This window comes from Pseudomonas sp. ASL4 (assembly GCF_056680395.1).
This window is the reverse complement of record NZ_CM155280.1, coordinates 4062633-4078535: the sequence shown is the minus strand read 5'-3', so window position 1 is coordinate 4078535 and position 15903 is coordinate 4062633. Positions and strand designations below refer to the sequence as shown.

16 protein-coding genes are annotated in these 15903 nt (G+C 58.5%); 12 read left to right on the top strand and 4 right to left on the bottom strand.

Annotation, left to right across the window (positions count from 1 at the left end; translation table 11 throughout):
* The 8 genes from pnuC to AC1MEW_RS18330 all read left to right on the top strand — a co-directional run bounded on the left by pnuC (position 1) and on the right by AC1MEW_RS18330 (position 6429).
* Complete coding sequence (gene pnuC / locus AC1MEW_RS18365; RefSeq protein WP_480423107.1) at positions 1–564, top strand: nicotinamide riboside transporter PnuC; 564 nt, start codon at positions 1–3, stop codon at positions 562–564.
* Positions 561–1085 carry an AAA family ATPase gene (locus AC1MEW_RS18360; protein WP_480423106.1) on the top strand — a complete coding sequence of 175 codons (525 nt, stop codon included), beginning with the start codon at positions 561–563 and terminating at the stop codon, positions 1083–1085. Before pnuC ends, AC1MEW_RS18360 begins: the two co-directional genes overlap by 4 nt.
* Positions 1086–1444: 359 nt before the next feature.
* Positions 1445–1909 carry a hypothetical protein gene (locus AC1MEW_RS18355; RefSeq protein WP_480423104.1) on the top strand — a complete coding sequence of 155 codons (465 nt, stop codon included), beginning with the start codon at positions 1445–1447 and terminating at the stop codon, positions 1907–1909.
* Positions 1906–2484, top strand: coding sequence for an adhesin (locus AC1MEW_RS18350; protein WP_480423103.1), 579 nt, complete (start codon positions 1906–1908; stop codon positions 2482–2484). Before AC1MEW_RS18355 ends, AC1MEW_RS18350 begins: the two co-directional genes overlap by 4 nt.
* A 61-nt stretch (positions 2485–2545) precedes the next feature.
* Complete coding sequence (locus AC1MEW_RS18345; RefSeq protein WP_480423102.1) at positions 2546–3508, top strand: heme utilization protein; 963 nt, start codon at positions 2546–2548, stop codon at positions 3506–3508.
* A 65-nt stretch (positions 3509–3573) separates the two neighbouring features.
* A complete protein-coding gene (locus AC1MEW_RS18340) occupies positions 3574–4254 on the top strand; it encodes a C39 family peptidase (RefSeq protein ID WP_201203321.1) in 681 nt (226 codons plus the stop codon).
* 44 nt (positions 4255–4298) lie between these two features.
* Positions 4299–5036, top strand: coding sequence for a hypothetical protein (locus AC1MEW_RS18335; protein ID WP_480423100.1), 738 nt, complete (start codon positions 4299–4301; stop codon positions 5034–5036).
* Positions 5037–5118: 82 nt separating this feature from the next.
* Positions 5119–6429, top strand: a complete 1311-nt coding sequence (locus tag AC1MEW_RS18330; protein WP_480423099.1) for a hypothetical protein — start codon at positions 5119–5121, stop codon at positions 6427–6429.
* 153 nt (positions 6430–6582) lie between these two features.
* On the opposite strand, the gene AC1MEW_RS18325 is transcribed toward AC1MEW_RS18330, so the two are convergent.
* Positions 6583–7908 carry a sigma-54 dependent transcriptional regulator gene (locus AC1MEW_RS18325; protein WP_201203317.1) on the bottom strand — a complete coding sequence of 442 codons (1326 nt, stop codon included), beginning with the start codon at positions 7906–7908 and terminating at the stop codon, positions 6583–6585.
* A 342-nt stretch (positions 7909–8250) separates the two neighbouring features.
* Between AC1MEW_RS18325 and AC1MEW_RS18320 the strand changes: the two genes are divergently transcribed.
* The 3 genes from AC1MEW_RS18320 to nhaB all read left to right on the top strand — a co-directional run bounded on the left by AC1MEW_RS18320 (position 8251) and on the right by nhaB (position 11670).
* Complete coding sequence (locus tag AC1MEW_RS18320) at positions 8251–8517, top strand: hypothetical protein (RefSeq protein WP_201203316.1); 267 nt, start codon at positions 8251–8253, stop codon at positions 8515–8517.
* Between the two features lie 288 nt (positions 8518–8805).
* Positions 8806–10095, top strand: coding sequence for an NHL repeat-containing protein (locus AC1MEW_RS18315; protein WP_201255612.1), 1290 nt, complete (start codon positions 8806–8808; stop codon positions 10093–10095).
* Positions 10096–10167: 72 nt separating this feature from the next.
* Complete coding sequence (gene nhaB, locus AC1MEW_RS18310) at positions 10168–11670, top strand: sodium/proton antiporter NhaB (protein WP_201203314.1); 1503 nt, start codon at positions 10168–10170, stop codon at positions 11668–11670.
* Between the two features lie 114 nt (positions 11671–11784).
* Here nhaB and AC1MEW_RS18305 read toward each other — a convergent pair whose 3' ends face one another.
* Genes AC1MEW_RS18305 through gnd form a run of 3 tightly spaced genes read right to left on the bottom strand, consistent with a single transcriptional unit; the run spans position 11785 to position 15103 of the window.
* A complete protein-coding gene (locus AC1MEW_RS18305) occupies positions 11785–12606 on the bottom strand; it encodes an HAD family hydrolase (protein WP_201203311.1) in 822 nt (273 codons plus the stop codon).
* Positions 12603–14126, bottom strand: a complete 1524-nt coding sequence (gene zwf / locus AC1MEW_RS18300; RefSeq protein ID WP_201203310.1) for a glucose-6-phosphate dehydrogenase — start codon at positions 14124–14126, stop codon at positions 12603–12605. Before zwf ends, AC1MEW_RS18305 begins: the two co-directional genes overlap by 4 nt.
* Entirely contained in the window at positions 14123–15103 is a 981-nt protein-coding gene (gnd, locus tag AC1MEW_RS18295; RefSeq protein ID WP_201255613.1) for a phosphogluconate dehydrogenase (NAD(+)-dependent, decarboxylating), read from the bottom strand. The genes zwf and gnd overlap by 4 nt, the downstream gene beginning before the upstream one ends.
* A gap of 273 nt (positions 15104–15376) precedes the next feature.
* Here gnd and AC1MEW_RS18290 point away from each other — a divergent pair, with 273 nt between their 5' ends.
* Positions 15377–15556, top strand: coding sequence for a DUF6026 family protein (locus tag AC1MEW_RS18290; protein ID WP_242486260.1), 180 nt, complete (start codon positions 15377–15379; stop codon positions 15554–15556).
* Positions 15557–15903: the final 347 nt, after the last annotated feature.

Below are 15903 nucleotides of genomic sequence, written 5' to 3'. Positions count from 1 at the left end.
ATGTCCGGGCTTGAACTGTTTGCGGCCGCCCTCGGCGTGATTGCCGTCTGGCTGACGGTCAAACAGAACCCCTGGTGCTGGCCGATCGGGCTGGTGATGGTGCTGCTTTACACCTGGATTTTCTTCGACGTGAAGCTGTATTCGGACATGCTGCTGCAAGTGATTTACGCCGCGTTGCAACTCTATGGCTGGTGGCAGTGGACCCGCGCAGGCGACGCCCATGACGGTCGGCAAGTCAGTGAACTCGGTGCCCGCTCGATCATGCTCGGGCTGGCGGCGGGCGCCATTGGCAGCCTGTTGCTGGGCGCGGCAATGGCTCACTGGACCGATGCCGCCCAACCCTGGCTCGATGCCGCGCTGACTGGTTTCAGCCTGGTGGCGCAGTTATGGATGGCACAAAAGCGTGTGCAATGCTGGCCGTTGTGGATCGTCCTCGATGTGATCTTTGTCGGGCTGTTCATTTACAAAGGCCTGTACCTGACCGCGACCCTCTACGGCTTGTTCACCGTGATTGCGGTACAAGGCTGGCGTGAGTGGCGCGCCGATCCGGCGTTGCACGCATGAAGGTGCTGGTACTCACCGGCCCCGAATCCAGCGGCAAGAGCTGGTTGGCGGCCGGGCTCAAAACACAGTTTGGCGGTGTGCTGGTCGATGAATACGTGCGCTGGTTCATCGAACAGAACCCCCGGGACACCTGCCTCGCCGACATCCCCGAAATCTCCCGCGGCCAACTGCAATGGGAAGATCAGGCCCGGGCCGGGCAGCCGCACCTGTTGATTCTGGATACGCATTTATTGAGCAACATTCTCTGGAGCCAGACCCTGTTCGGCGACTGCCCGGCCTGGATCGAGCAGGCGCTGCTGGCTCGACACTACGACTTGCACTTGCTGCTGTCGCCTGAGCAGGTCAACTGGACGGACGATGGTCAGCGGTGCCAGCCCTCGCTTGATGAGCGTCGAGCATTTTTCAATGCCACCCACGCTTGGCTGGCACAGCATCAACAACCCTTCCAAGTGCTGCAAGGGGACTGGGCTGAACGCCGGGCTCAAGCAATACGAGCCGTCACCCTGTTGCTCGCCTCCTGACCTTGCCTTTGGGGCGAAAGCCCCAGTGTTTACCCCTGATTCAGAGGCAAAGTGTCCATTCCTGAAACACTTCCCTTCCCGAAAAAGCCCCGTTTGAGCACCCTTCATCGTCCTGTCATGGCACCTGTTAAGGTTCTGATACACCTTGGCGCAAACCCTTGTTCTAGAGCTTTTGGACTGCATCAGCCCATTGCACGCGGTAGGTAGTGTCTCAGCCATGAAACAGTTCAAACATCGTCTCTTCAGACCTTTCCGCTAACCCGTTGAAATAAAACAACAATCAAAAAGCGGCACAGCTTTCGCTCTCTCCTTCATAACGCTGACAGAAGCCAGCCCACAACGAAGAAGGAATTGCTGCCGTGGGAACTTTCAATAAAGGTTTGACGAATGTACTGCTGATCGGGTGTGCCGTCAGCGCCCTCACCAGTCTTCCCGTCATGGCCGATGGCAATGGCGTGATCGTTATCCAACGTCAGGTTCAACCGATTCCTATAGGTCGTAACGGCGGCAAAGACCCCTACCCGACCACAGTCAGTGCCAACCCTTCGGCAAACGTCGTCCAGGCGACCCACGGCGGGGAACTGAGTGACAGTGATTTTGCCGGCATTGCCAGCGGATCTTCAATCAGCAGCATGATCAACTTCAACGGGGCCAGCCCACAGGGACTGAACGTTGTAAGCGGTTCCAATAGCATACCCGGTGTGGGCGGTGGCAGCGGTGGCAGCGGAAATACGGCCGGTGCCGGGGCTTCAATCTCTGGAACCATAAACCGCAGCATGAGCACCGGCCTCGCCCCTCTAACCAATCTGGGAGGGGTGAAATGAAATTCTCCCTGATCTTCATCGCCCTGCTGGCCAGTGCCGGCGCCATGGCCGACTCCAATGTGCCTGTGGTCAACAGCGCCACTATTCAGAGTTCCGGCGCCCAGTACAGCGGCAACCTGGGTGTTAACCAGGCGGCTGGCGATCAATCGCAGCAGACCAACGCCCGGGCCCTCGCCATTGGCAACAATGCCTCGGCGAGCACCATCGTGAACCAGAACATCAATACACCCGCCGATCCACGGATGAACGCAACCGCCAGCATCGGTGGCAACTCTTTCAGCAATGGCAGCGGTGTACTGGGCGTTAACCAGTCGGCCGGCGCCAACAACCAGATGGCCAACGCAATGCGGATAAGCATCAGCACGGGCCCGCAAAGTATCGACGACAGCGTCCTTTCCCAGCAGAACGTGACGCCGTCAACCAGCTCAGGAGCAACTGACGCTTCAAAAGGCAGCCGCCAGGTCGTTACCAGCGACCAGGCCTTCACCGGCAGCCGCGGAGTGATTCAGGTGAACCAGAGTGCCGGGGTGGGAAACCAGATAGCTAACACCCTGAGCATCCGGGTCTCGAACTGACCCAATTGCACTGCAGTAGACGTACCAACACTTAACCAACTAATGAGCAAGGAGAAACACCATGAAACCTACAATGGCTCTTAAACCACTGGTTTTCGCTCTGGCAGCAGTGATGGCAATGGCAGCACAAGCAGGCGGTGGCAATCAGGGCGGCGATCACGGCCACTACCCTCCACCTCCACCACAAATCGTCGCGGGTGCCAGTGCCTCCGCAATCGATGCACAGAACAGTGACAGCAACGTTGTAAACAACCAGGCCACCCAAAACAACGCCACCATGAGCAATTCGTTGAACGGCTCCAGCGGCAACATGGGCGCCAACGTTGCAGCCGGCGACGGCAACCAACAAGACAACGCCGCCGCTATCGCTTCCGACGAGGCCTTTATTTTCGGCACCGCAAACGGCGCGAGCTCTCTGTCCAGCGTGAACCAGGTCAACAACAACAACTATGTGAGCAACAACTCGACGGTTAACACCGCATCGATCGCAGGCTCCGGCAACAACAGCTCCGGCAATATCGGCCTGAACTCGACTTCCGGCAACTTCAACCAACAGAAAAACAATATGGCGATTGCCGCGGGCACGAATGGCCAGTCTCAGGCTATCTCGGCATCTAGCCAGTCTTCCACTGGCCTGGTGGTGGAAAACCAAGGCGTTCAGACCTTCAAGAAAGACACCCTCACCGGTACTTTCCAAGGTGCGGGTTCCTTCGTGGCGGTGGGCGTAGCCAAAACCAAAGCTGACAATCATGACAATCATGGTGGTTATGGCAACGACCGTAGCAACAACCACGGCAACAGCGGCAACAGCACCTCTACCTTCGCGGCAGTGGGCGCTTTCGAACTGGGCGGCGTGACCACCCAGCAAGTGTTGACCCCAAGTGGTTGGACAGCTCCGGTGCTCAACACCGCCAGCCTGACCAATTCGCTGAACGGCTCTCAGGGCAACATGGGAGCAAACGTCTCGTCCGGTGTCGGCAACCAACAAGCCAACAGCCTGTCGATCTCGTCGGTCAGCCATTAATCTGGACCGTCAACAAAGCCCCGGCAACGGGGCTTTTCCACACTCCGGAAATAGGCGTATCGATCATGCGTATGACCGCCCTCACCTTCCTGCTGTGCCTGTGCGGTGTCAGCCAAGCCGCTCAAATGCCTGTAGCCGCCCTTCCTGGCGGCATGTTGGTCTATAAGCATGTGCAAAGTATTCGTGAGCGCAAGTTCAGCGACATTGTCGAGCAAAAAACCGATTTCAGTTGCGGCGCCGCCGCACTGGCAACCGTGTTGCGCCAAGCCTATTGGCTCGACGTCGATGAGGACCACATCATCAAAGGCATGCTGGTCAACGCTGACCAGAACCTGGTTCGTACCCAGGGTTTCTCCATGCTGGACATGAAGCACTACGTGGAAAGCATCGGCATGCGCGCCAGGGGTTACAAGATCCCGCCTGAAAAGCTGGATGCAGTCTCGATTCCGGTCGTGGTTCTGATGGACATTCGCGGCTACAAGCACTTCGTTGTGTTGCAGCGGGCAGACAAGGAGTGGGTCTACATCGGCGACCCGGTTCTTGGCCATAAACGCTACAACCATGATGATTTTGTCAAAGGCTGGAACGGCATCGTTTTCGCCATCGTCGGCCCTGGCTACGACAAAGCCAATGTTTTGCTCGACCCTCCGGCCCCCTTGACCGCCAAGAACAAACTCGATGAGTTCAGACCGGTCAGAGACGCGGAACTGATGGAATTCGGTTTCATTCAGAGCGACTTCTTTTAGCGCCTAATAATGATAAAAGGAGCAGGACGCTCCGGGAGCAGCAGATGAAAACCTCATACTGGCTGGCCGCCGCCTGCCTGGCAGCAAGTGCGTCAAGCTTTGCCAATGAAGGATTCAAACCCATCCCCGTCAGCGACCAAGAGCTCGGTGAGCTACGCGGTCGTTTTGTCATGCCGGGGCGCATCATCAGCTTCGGCATCGTCATGAGCAGCACCTGGCGCAACGCCAGCGGCGATCTGATCGGGGCTGCCACCTCGATGCAGATCCAGTCCTCCACCGTTAAACCTCAATTCTATGTGTCCACCATCGCACACACCGGTAACGGCAGCACGCCGACGCAGGGCACCGGCAATGTGATCGGTGGCGCCGGCCTCGGCTCGACTCAAGGTGTCACCCAGAGTGTCCGGGCTGCGGGCGACAGCAACACGGCCAACAACAACGTTGGTATCAACGTCACTCAATCCAGCACGGCACCTGCGCTGGCTCCGGCCCAAGGTCAGGTTTTGATGAGTGGCCAGACCATCAGCGGCAGCAATGGCGCCGGCAGCGTCGCCGTGACCAGCATCAGTGGCGGTGTGCAAATGGCCATTCAGGCCAGCAACAATCAGGGCACGGCCCTGCAACAAGTGGCCCAGAGCGGCTTGATGCAGAACACCACGCTGCTGGGTAGCAGCAACCTGGTCAACAACCAGACCCTGCTCAATGTGGTTATGAATAACAACCTCAACCCAACGGCTGGCGCTTCGCAGACTCTCAATCAACTCAAGGGGCTACGTAATTAATAGACTGTTCAAGACGCTACACAATTCGAAATATTGAACTACGCTGACTCCGACCATTGGGCTTAAAGGGACGGCTTATTTCATGTATCGATCGGCATCGCTGCGCGCAGTCGTATGTTTGAGCACACTTTTTCCGGCAGCCATGTTGCAGGCCGCGCCGGATGCGGATGTTCAGGCGTTGAAGCAGGAGCTTCTCGACCTTAAACAACGCTACGAAACACAACAAAAGGCCCTGGCCGTACTCGAGCAACGGGTACGCCAAGTCGAGGAACAACCCGCAACGCCACAGCCCAAGCGCCTGGCCAAATCGCCAGCAGACCTAAAAGGCAATACGCAAGTGGCCAACCGCGGCACCGGCGCAGCGGCTGCATCAGGGGGCGCAGCCGGAGGCAGCGGCGCCTCCTACGGTCAATCGCTGGCTGACGATTCACAACCGGCGCAGAGCGTGACCAACCTGTATGACGAGGCCAGTGGCTTCTTTGGGGGCGGCAAGTTCAGTTTTGAAACCGGCGTGACTTATTCTCACTACGATACCCGGCAACTGACCCTCAACGGCTTCCTCGCGCTGGATTCGATTTTCCTCGGCAACATCAACCTGGACCGGATCAAGGCTGACACCTATACCTTGGATCTCACCGGCCGTTACAACTACAACAACCGCTGGCAGTTCGACCTGAACGTGCCCGTGGTCTATCGCGAATCGACCTACCAGTCCGGCGGCGGCAACAACGGGGCGGCGAACGTAACCAGTGAGGGTGACGTCAGCCGTGACCCGACCATCGGCGATATCAACGCCGGGGTGGCTTACAAATTCCTCGACGAATCGGCCAATTTGCCGGATGCCGTCTTCACCTTGCGCCTCAAGGCACCGACCGGCAAAGACCCGTTCGGGATCAAACTGGTCCAGTCGCCGACCAACACCAACTTGTTTGTGCCTGAAAGCCTGCCCACCGGTAACGGTGTCTGGTCGATTACCCCTGGCATCTCGCTGGTGAAAACCTTCGACCCGGCAGTGCTGTTCGGCACCCTGTCGTATACCCACAACCTGGAGGAGTCTTTCAGCGATATCAGCTCCACGGTCAATCAGACCACTCCGGGCAAGGTCAGGATCGGCGACAGTTTCCAAGTGGGCATGGGCGTCGCGTTCGCCTTGAACGAGAAGATGAGTATGTCGTTCTCGATGTCTGACCTGGTTCAGCGCAGGAGTTCGCTCAAACCAGACGGCGGGGATTGGCAGTCGGTTGTGTCCAGTGACGCCAACGCCGGTTATTTCAATATCGGCATGACCATCGCCGCCACGCCTAACCTGACCATCGTACCCAACCTGTCCCTGGGCATGACACCTGATGCTCCGGACTTCACTTTCAGCCTGAAATTCCCGTACTACTTCTGATCCATCCCAGCAAAAAGCCCCGCCGCGAGATTTATCGCAGCGGGGCTTTTTGTTGGGTGAAAACCGTGAAGATCAAAAGATCGCAGCCTTCAGCGACGCCCACAGGTGCGTAGGTGCTGCCGAAGGCTGCGATCTTTTGATTCTGCGTTGCTTTTATCGAATCTGATGTTTGTGCAACAACCGATAAAACGTCGGCCGCGAAACGCCGAGCACTCTCGCCGCCACACTCAAATTATCGCTATGGCGATTCAACACATCGCACAACGCCTGGCGTTCGGCGCGGGTCTTGTAGTCTTCAAGCGTGCCCATCGGTGCCGCAATCGTCTGCTGGCTGATCAGCCCCAAATCCCGCGCCTCGATCTGCCGTCCTTCCGCCAGCACCAACCCGCGGCGCACCCGGTTGGCCAACTCGCGAACGTTGCCCGGCCAGTCGTGCTTGCCCATTGCAATCAACGCGTCTTCGCTGAAACTGCGAGGGCGCCGGCCGGTTTCATGGCTGTAGAAATGCGAAAAGTGGTTGGCCAGCATCGACAGATCGCCATGACGTTCACGTAACGGCGCGGTGACCACTTGCAGTACGTTGAGGCGGTAGTACAAATCTTCGCGAAAGCGTTTCTTCTCGATAGCTGCCTCAAGATCAACGTGGGTCGCCGCCAGCACCCGCACATCCACCGGAATCGGCTGACTGCCACCGACCCGCTCAATGTGCTTTTCCTGCAGGAAGCGCAGCAAATTGGCTTGCAACTCCAGGGGCAGGTCACCGATTTCATCGAGAAACAACGTGCCGCCATGCGCCGCTTCGATTCGCCCGACCTTGCGTTGATGCGCACCGGTGAAGGCGCCTTTCTCGTGGCCAAACAGTTCGGACTGGATCAAGTGTTCAGGAATCGCGCCGCAGTTGATCGCCACAAAGGGTTTGCTGTGGCGCTGAGATTGTCGATGCAAGGTGCGGGCGACCAACTCTTTGCCGGTCCCGCTCTCGCCACGGATCAACACCGGCGACTCGGTGGGCGCCAGTTTGCTCAGCAGCTTGCGTAGTTCACGAATCGGCTTGCTATCACCGAGCAACTCGTGCTCCGGCTGATCAATGTGAATCGTGCCCTGCCCGCGCAGCCGCGCCATACCGAACGCCCGGCCCAGGGTTACCTGAACCCGGGAGACATCGAACGGCAAGGTATGGAAGTCGAAAAACCATTCGCACACAAAGTCCCCGACATTCTGCAGTCGCAGGACTTCCTGGTTGAGCACGGCGATCCATTCGGTGCCGCTACGGCTGATCAGCTCCTTGACAGCTTCCGGTCGCTCCAGGTGAAAAGGCTGCAATCGCAAGAGGCCGACATCGCAGGTTCGATCGGCGGCGTTTTCCAGCGTACAGCTGTCAACATCCCAACCCACAGAACGCAAACCCGGCAAAAGACGATGGCAATCGTCGCAAGGATCAACCACTAACAGACGTCGTAAGGCAGGCGCTTCGATCATGACTGTTCCTTGGCGCCAAATTTAAGGAAATATTATTAAAAACAGTCATTTGGCAGACCTGGCTGTAACATTAGCAAGAATTTGACGGGGCCTTGTATCGTTTGACTATAGGAGTCTTAACCAATTAGTTATATGAGGAAGTTTGTTAGTTACCTATCGAGTCGAACCTTTCAGCCAGCTTTCAAAAACTGTCTGAACATTGAGTATATGAAAGAAAGTTGAATTTTCTTTGGATTGTGTGTGACCCAACCCCCCATTGAGGACATCAGTACAAGTAACCAGCCGAACGGTAAGCCCAACCGACGGCACATCACTTGATTGGGCATACAGAGAGAAGACCCCATGACCGCCCCGCTCCGTATCAACGAAGCTCTTTTGATTGCCGACCGCGCGTTCAAGCCATTTCAATGCGTGGCCTGGGCCCCACAGGACGGTAACGGCGAGCTCAGCCTGAGCGTCATCGACCGCACCAATAACCGCATCGGCCAAAAGCAGATCCCGAGCAGCGCTTATTCCGATCCGGCACAACTTGAATATTTGCTGCAGCAGGCTCGTAAAGAGCTGAGCGAAGATGGCTACACGCTGCAGTCGTGGTCCATGCCGCACTAAGAATTAATGGGCTACACAGATCAAAAGATCGCAGCCTTCGGCAGCTCCTACATTGGAATGTACGTTTCCCTGTAGGCGCTGCCGAAAGCTGCGATTTTTTGCTTTATAAAGATTCAATTGTTGGCAGCCCCCTTGATTGGTTCCAAAAGACACTGTTCTGGCACAACGCGACCCTCCGCCTGTTAGTTATGACAGTTGTGCGACCAGGCATTCAGGGATTGAATGTTTCGCACATGCAGTCACCCGCCCGGGTCCCGGGATCGGGTCGACTGGCAAGGAGATGCGTGCATGCAAACTCAGACCGCTTACGCTCGTCCCGTCACCCTGAATCAAGCCGGGCACCTTGATCCGGATTTTGCCGCCGGCGGCAAGACCCAGGTGTATTTCGTCGGCAGTTCCTCAAGCATGGCCAACGGGATCGCCATCGACTCACAAGGCCGTTTGCTGGTCGCGGCCAAGGTCGGCACCCATGGCGGCAGCCGTTTTGGTCTGGCCCGCCTGCTTGAGGATGGCTCGGCTGACCTGTCCTTTGGCAACCAAGGCAGCCTGATCGGCCAGTTCGCACTGGGTTTCGAAGCCATGGCCAGCAAGGTCCATATCCTGCCCTGCGGGTCGATCCTGTTGGCTGGCCTGCATTACGAAGACGCTCACCGTACCTTGCCCGCGCTGGCGCTTTTCGACCCCACCGGCCAGCCGGTTCGACACTTTGGCGACAATGGGCGATTAGTCGTGCGCCTACCCGGCGACCTGTCCCGGGGCCTTCGTGACGACTGGCTGCCACCAGGCGTGCCGGGCGCCGAAGCCTGCGATATCTGCGTGCAGGAGGACGGTCGAATTCTGCTGCTGGCCAATCATCATTTCGAACTGGCCGATCATGTCGGTCTGCTGATCCGTCTCAATACCGACGGCACGCTGGACCGCGAGTTCAACGGCCGCGGTTTCGTGGTGGTCAGGCATTTGCTGATGAACACCTGGCTCGGCAGCCTGATGGTGCAACGGGACGGACGCATCCTCACGGGCGGCTCGATCAACTTCCCCGAGGAAGGGCTGCTGGCGCGTTACCACGCCGATGGCAGACTGGACGCAAGCTTCGCCATCGATGGTTTCATGACCTTCCAGATACGCAAGCGGAGCGCCCAGGTCAGCCAGATCGTCCAGCAGGAAAATGGTGACTTGCAGTGTTTTGGCAGCAGCCGCGACCCGATGCATTGCCTGTCCCTGAAAATACACAGCAATGGCCGCCCGGATGCTCATTGCAACGGCGGCCAGCCACAACTGCTGGAAATCGGCCACAGTGGCAGCCAATGGACCGCCGCCCAGGTTCAGCCCGACGGTGGCGTACTCGCCGTCGGTGCCACGATCGGCGGCGTCGAAGCCGATTTCATCCTGGCGCGATACCGGCCAGACGGGCAACTGGATCGCAGCTTTGCCGATGGCATGGGTTGGATTCGTACCCGGCTAGGCCGCAGCCTCGACACTGCCACCTCCCTGGCCGTGCAGGGCGACGGCAGAATCGTCGTCGGCGGTTATTCACTGGACGGCAATTACCGGGCAGTTGTGGCGCGGTATCTGAGCTAGACCACGGTACTGCACTTGAACTTCAAGGTCGCTTACGGCAAGTTGCGCGCTTCTTTATACAAGGAGTAGCCGATGTCCGGTTCAATGGCCCAGGCGTTCGCGCATAACTTTCTCGGGCACTCCCCCCGCTGGTACAAGGCGAGCATTGTCGGGTTCCTGATCCTCAACGCCCTGGTGCTGTGGACGGTGGGGCCGGTAGCCGCCGGCTGGTTGCTGGTCCTGGAGTTCATTTTCACCCTGGCCATGGCGCTCAAGTGTTACCCGCTGATGCCTGGCGGCCTGCTGCTGATTGAAGCGTTGCTGTTGAAGATGACCACGCCCCAGGCGCTCTATGACGAACTGGTGCACAACTTTCCGGTGATCCTGCTGCTGATGTTCATGGTGGCCGGCATCTACTTCATGAAAGACCTGCTGCTGTTTCTGTTCTCGCGCCTGTTGCTCGGGGTTCGCTCCAAGGCGTTGCTGGCGCTGATGTTCTGTTTCCTGTCGGCGTTTCTGTCGGCGTTTCTCGACGCCTTGACCGTTACAGCGGTGATCATCAGTGCGGCGGTGGGGTTTTACTCGGTGTATCACCGCGTCGCTTCGGGCAACGATCCGCGTCAGGACAGTGAGTTCAGCGACGATCAGCATCTGCCGACACTCCATCACGAAGACCTCAATCAGTTCCGCGCCTTCCTGCGCAGCCTGCTGATGCACGGCGCCGTGGGTACTGCGCTGGGCGGTGTTTGCACCCTGGTTGGCGAGCCGCAGAACCTGTTGATCGGCCACGAGATGGGTTGGCATTTCGCCGAGTTCTTCCTGAAAGTCGCCCCGGTGTCACTGCCGGTGCTGGCGGCGGGACTTGTGACCTGCGTCTTGCTGGAGAAACTGCGTTGGTTCGGCTACGGCACGCTGCTGCCGGACAATGTGCGCGCAGTACTGGCCAACTATGCAGCCGAAGATAATGCCGAACGCACTTCGCGCCAGCGCGCAGCGTTGCTGGTTCAGGGCGCGGCAGCGTTGATCCTGATTGCCGGGCTGGCGTTTCATATCGCGGAAGTCGGGCTGATCGGTTTGATGGTGATCGTGTTGATCACTGCGTTTACCGGCATCACCGAGGAGCATCGCATCGGCAACGCGTTTAAAGACGCTATGCCGTTCACGGCGTTACTGGTGGTGTTTTTCGCGGTAGTGGCGGTGATACATGACCAGCAACTGTTCACGCCGTTGATTCAGTGGGTGCTGACCCTGCCGGCGGATCAGCAGCCGGGCATGCTGTTTATTGCCAATGGTGTGTTGTCGGCGATCAGCGACAACGTGTTCGTGGCGACGATTTACATCACTGAAGTGAAACAGGCGTTCATCTCCGGCCACATGAGCCGCGAGCATTTCGAGACGCTGGCGATTGCCATCAATACCGGGACCAACCTTCCGAGCGTGGCAACACCCAATGGTCAGGCGGCATTTCTGTTTCTGTTGACCTCGGCGATTGCACCGCTGATTCGCCTGTCTTACGGGCGGATGGTGTGGATGGCGTTGCCATACACCGTGGTGATGGGCTCGCTGGGCTGGTACGCAGTGAGTTTTTGGCTGTAACCCAAAACAATGTGGGAGCGGGCTTGCTCAAGATGGCGGACTGACAGACAACAATGATGTTGAATGTACTGACCTCATCGCGAGCAAGCTCGCTCCCACAGGGTAGTGCGTTGGTTATCGGGCCAGGATGTATTGCTCGATCGCCTGCGCCGCTCCGTCTTCGGTGTTGGTGCCCGTGACCACATCGGCCTGACGCTTCACCGCTTCCTCCGCCTGCCCCATGGCAATCGACAACCCGGCGCGATGAAACATCGCCGGATCATTGCCGCCATCGCCCAGCGCGGCAGTATGCTCCAGTGGCACACCGAGGTACTCGGCCAGTGTCGCCAGCGCCGCGCCTTTGTTGGCTTGCATCGCGGTCACGTCCAGATAAACCGGTTGTGAACGGGACACCTGAGCCTGACCTTCGACCTTGGGCAACAACAGCGCTTCCAGCTCAATCAACAAATCGGTGTTGTTGCTGGTGGCGACGATCTTGTCGATGCGCTCCAGGTACGGTTCAAAACTCTCGACCACCACCGGCGGATAGCCCAAACCGTGCTGCTCACGTGGGACCATCGGGCCATGCGGGTCCTTGAGCAGCCAGTCACCGCCGCTGAATACCCAGATTTCGATGTCCGGCCGGTCGGCAAACAGCGCCAGTGCCGTCAGCGCAGCAGTGGCCGGCAAGTAATGCGCGACCAGCAAGCTGCCGTCCGGTTTGACGATGGTGCCGCCATTGAAGGCGGCGGTCGGCACGTCGACGCCCAGGGTTTCGATCTGCTGCAACATGGCTTTCGGCGGGCGGCCGGTGGCCAGGCTGAACAAAACGCCGGCCTCACGCAATGAACGAACCGCGTCGATGGTGCGCTGGCTCAGGCTGTGATCGGGCAGCAACAAGGTGCCGTCCATGTCGCTGAGCAGAAACCGGATGGAATGTTGCGCGGACTCACTCATCCGAGGCCATGCCAGACGCGACCATCGCGGGTCAGCAGGTCCTCGGCAGCCTGTGGGCCGTCTTCACCGGCCGGATAGCTCTGCACGCTCGCGTCCTGCTGCCAGGCGTCGAGGAACGGCTGTACGGCGCGCCAGCCATTCTCAATGTTGTCGGCACGCTGGAATAGCGTCTGGTCGCCGGTCAGGCAATCGTAGATCAAGGTTTCGTAGCCGGTGGACGGCTGCATTTCAAAGAAATCCTTGTAGGCGAACCCCAGTTCGATGTTGGCCATGTTCAACGCCGGCCCGGGCCGCTTGGCCAACAGGTCGAACCACATGCCTTCGTTGGGCTGGATCTGAATCCGCAGGTAGGTCGGCTGCAACTCATCGACCTCGGTGTCGCGGAACTGCGCGTACGGCGCAGGCTTGAAGCAAATGACGATCTCGGTGTCGCGCACGCTCATGCGCTTGCCGGTGCGCAGGTAGAACGGCACGCCGACCCAGCGCCAGTTGTCGATCATCACCTTGAGCGCAACATAGGTTTCAGTGTTGCTGTCAGGCGCCACGTTGCCTTCCTGGCGATACCCGGTCAACGGCTTGCCGTCGACTTCGCCAGCCGCATATTGACCGCGCACCGAGTTGGCGCGTGCATCCTCGACGGACCAAGGCCGGATCGCCCCGACCACTTTGGCCTTCTCGCCACGGACCGCATCGGCGCCAAACGCGGCCGGCGGCTCCATGGCCACCATCGCCAGCAACTGGAACAGGTGATTGGGCACCATGTCCCGCAAGGCGCCGGTGTGTTCATAAAAACTGCCACGGGTTTCCACGCCAACGGTTTCGGCGGCGGTGATTTGCACGTGGTCGATGTAGTGATTATTCCAGAACGCTTCGAACAGGCTGTTGGAGAACCGGCTGACCAGAATGTTCTGCACCGTCTCCTTGCCCAGATAGTGATCGATCCGGTAGATCTGCTTCTCCGACATCACCTTGAGCAAACAGGCGTTCAAGGCTTCGGCGGTGTGCAGGTCGTTGCCGAAAGGTTTTTCGATCACCACCCTTCTGAAGGCTTCCGGTGTTTCTTCAAGCAAACCGGCAGAGCCGAGACGGCGCACCACTTCGCTGAAAAAACGTGGCGCGGTGGCCAGGTAGAACACCGCATTGCCAGTGCCGCTGTCGGCGATTTTCGCCGCCAGCGCTTGATAAGTGCTGTCGTCCAGGAAGTCGCCCTGGACGTAGCTGATGCCTTTGGCGAGCTTGGCCCACAAGGCCGGGTCAAGGGCTTCATCGCCCTTGCCGACCTTGGTGGCCGCTTCGGTGCGAATGAAGTCTTCGAGCTTCTGCGCGAAGGCTTCATCGCTGATGGCGTTGTGGTCAACGCCGATGATCCGCAGTCCATCATCGAGCAGGCCGTCACGGCTGAGGTTGTACAGCGCCGGCATCAGCAGACGCTTGACCAGATCACCGTGAGCACCGAACAGGAACAGCGTGGTCGGTGGCGCGGGTTCTGCCTTGGATTTCTTGCGGATCGTATTGGTCATTTTTTCGGTGTCTCCACGTGGCCGCCGAAGCCGAAGCGTTGAGCTGAGAGAATCTTGTCGCCAAAGGTGCCTTGCCCGCGCGAACGGTAGCGAGAGAACAGCGAGTTCGACAGCACCGGTACGGGCACCGATTGCTCCATGGCGGCTTCGATGGTCCAGCGACCTTCACCGCTGTCAGCCACCGAGCCGGAGTAACCGTCGAGTTTCGGGTCGCTGGCCAAGGCGTCGGCGGTCAGGTCCAGCAACCACGAGGACACCACGCTGCCACGACGCCAGACTTCGGCGATGTCACCGACGTTCAGGTCGAAGCGCTGATCTTCCGGCAGGTTTTCGCTGGATTTGGTCTTGAGGATGTCGAAGCCTTCGGCGAAGGCCTGCATCATTCCGTACTCGATGCCGTTGTGGATCATCTTGACGAAATGGCCAGAGCCCGCAGGGCCGGCGTGGATGTAGCCGCGCTCGGCGCGATCGTCGTCGGACTTGCGGTCCTTGGTACGAGGGATGTCGCCCAGGCCAGGGGCCAGGCTTTCGAACAGCGGGTCGAGACGCTTAACGGTCTCGGCGTCGCCGCCGATCATCATGCAGTAGCCGCGTTCCAGGCCCCAGACGCCACCGGAGGTGCCGACGTCGATGTAGTGCAGGCCTTTTTCCGACAGGGTTTTCGCCCGGCGGATGTCGTCCTTATAGAAGGTGTTGCCGCCGTCGATGATGGTGTCGCCGGCTTCGAGCAAATTGCTCAGGGTGTCGATGGTCTCTTCGGTCGGCGCGCCGGCCGGCAGCATGACCCAGATCGCACGCGGCTTGGCCAGGCCAGCCACCAGGGCCGGCAAGTCAGTGACGCCGGTGGAGCCTTCTGCGGCCAGGGTTTCAACGAAGGCGGTATTGCGGTCGTAAACAACGGTGGTATGCCCGTTGAGCATCAGGCGCCGCGCAATATTACCGCCCATGCGGCCCAGTCCAATAATCCCGAGTTGCATGTGCTGATGCTCCTTACTGCAAATAATGTGTGTCAAAGGTTATAGCCCAACGCGACCAATGTGAGTTAGTCCAGAGCGTTGGGATGAAGTTTCCGGGCATTGTGCCCGATCCAGACTGATAACGTCGGGAATCGTGCCGAAGACACACCGACCATGAAAAATAAAAAAGTTCCAATCGAGGGCAAAAGAAACCAAAATCGGCGCCGATAGTGAGGGTGTCGTCCAGATGAACGACGCAATCACAGTTGATGCAGGCCATTTGCGAGGTGAGCAATGGACACAATCGTTACCGCACGTCCCCCACAAACTCTCTACGTGACTATTCGTCGTGATGAACTACGCCAATTGAAAGATGAGCGTGACGCCTTGAAGAACCAGGTAGCGCAGCTTCGTCAATTGTTGCAGCAAGCCCAGCTAGCCGGGCAAACAGTGCCAGCCCTGCATAACGCTTGAAACACAGCGCACGCGCTACCTCCTGCTTTGTGGCTCCAGGCACGGCAATGCGGTAAATGGTAGCGCCTGCGGACTGCCCTCCTGACAACACTTACAAATATTTCATTTTGAGCTTCCCCACTTTGGGTGCAGGCTCTCTCCCGCATGCCTGATGCCCTGCTGAATCGGCTGCCCCGCGCCTCTCCCCATACACCCGGCCGACGGCCGCTCATCGCTGAACCTGTCGTTTACCTGAACGAAACTCACAAAGTTTTCACATTCGTCTGGCGATACTCCCGATCCTTGTGGCTGTTCGGTTCTCGGGCAGCGGTTTCTCGTGGGTTGGTTTGATGACGCCGGTGACTCCA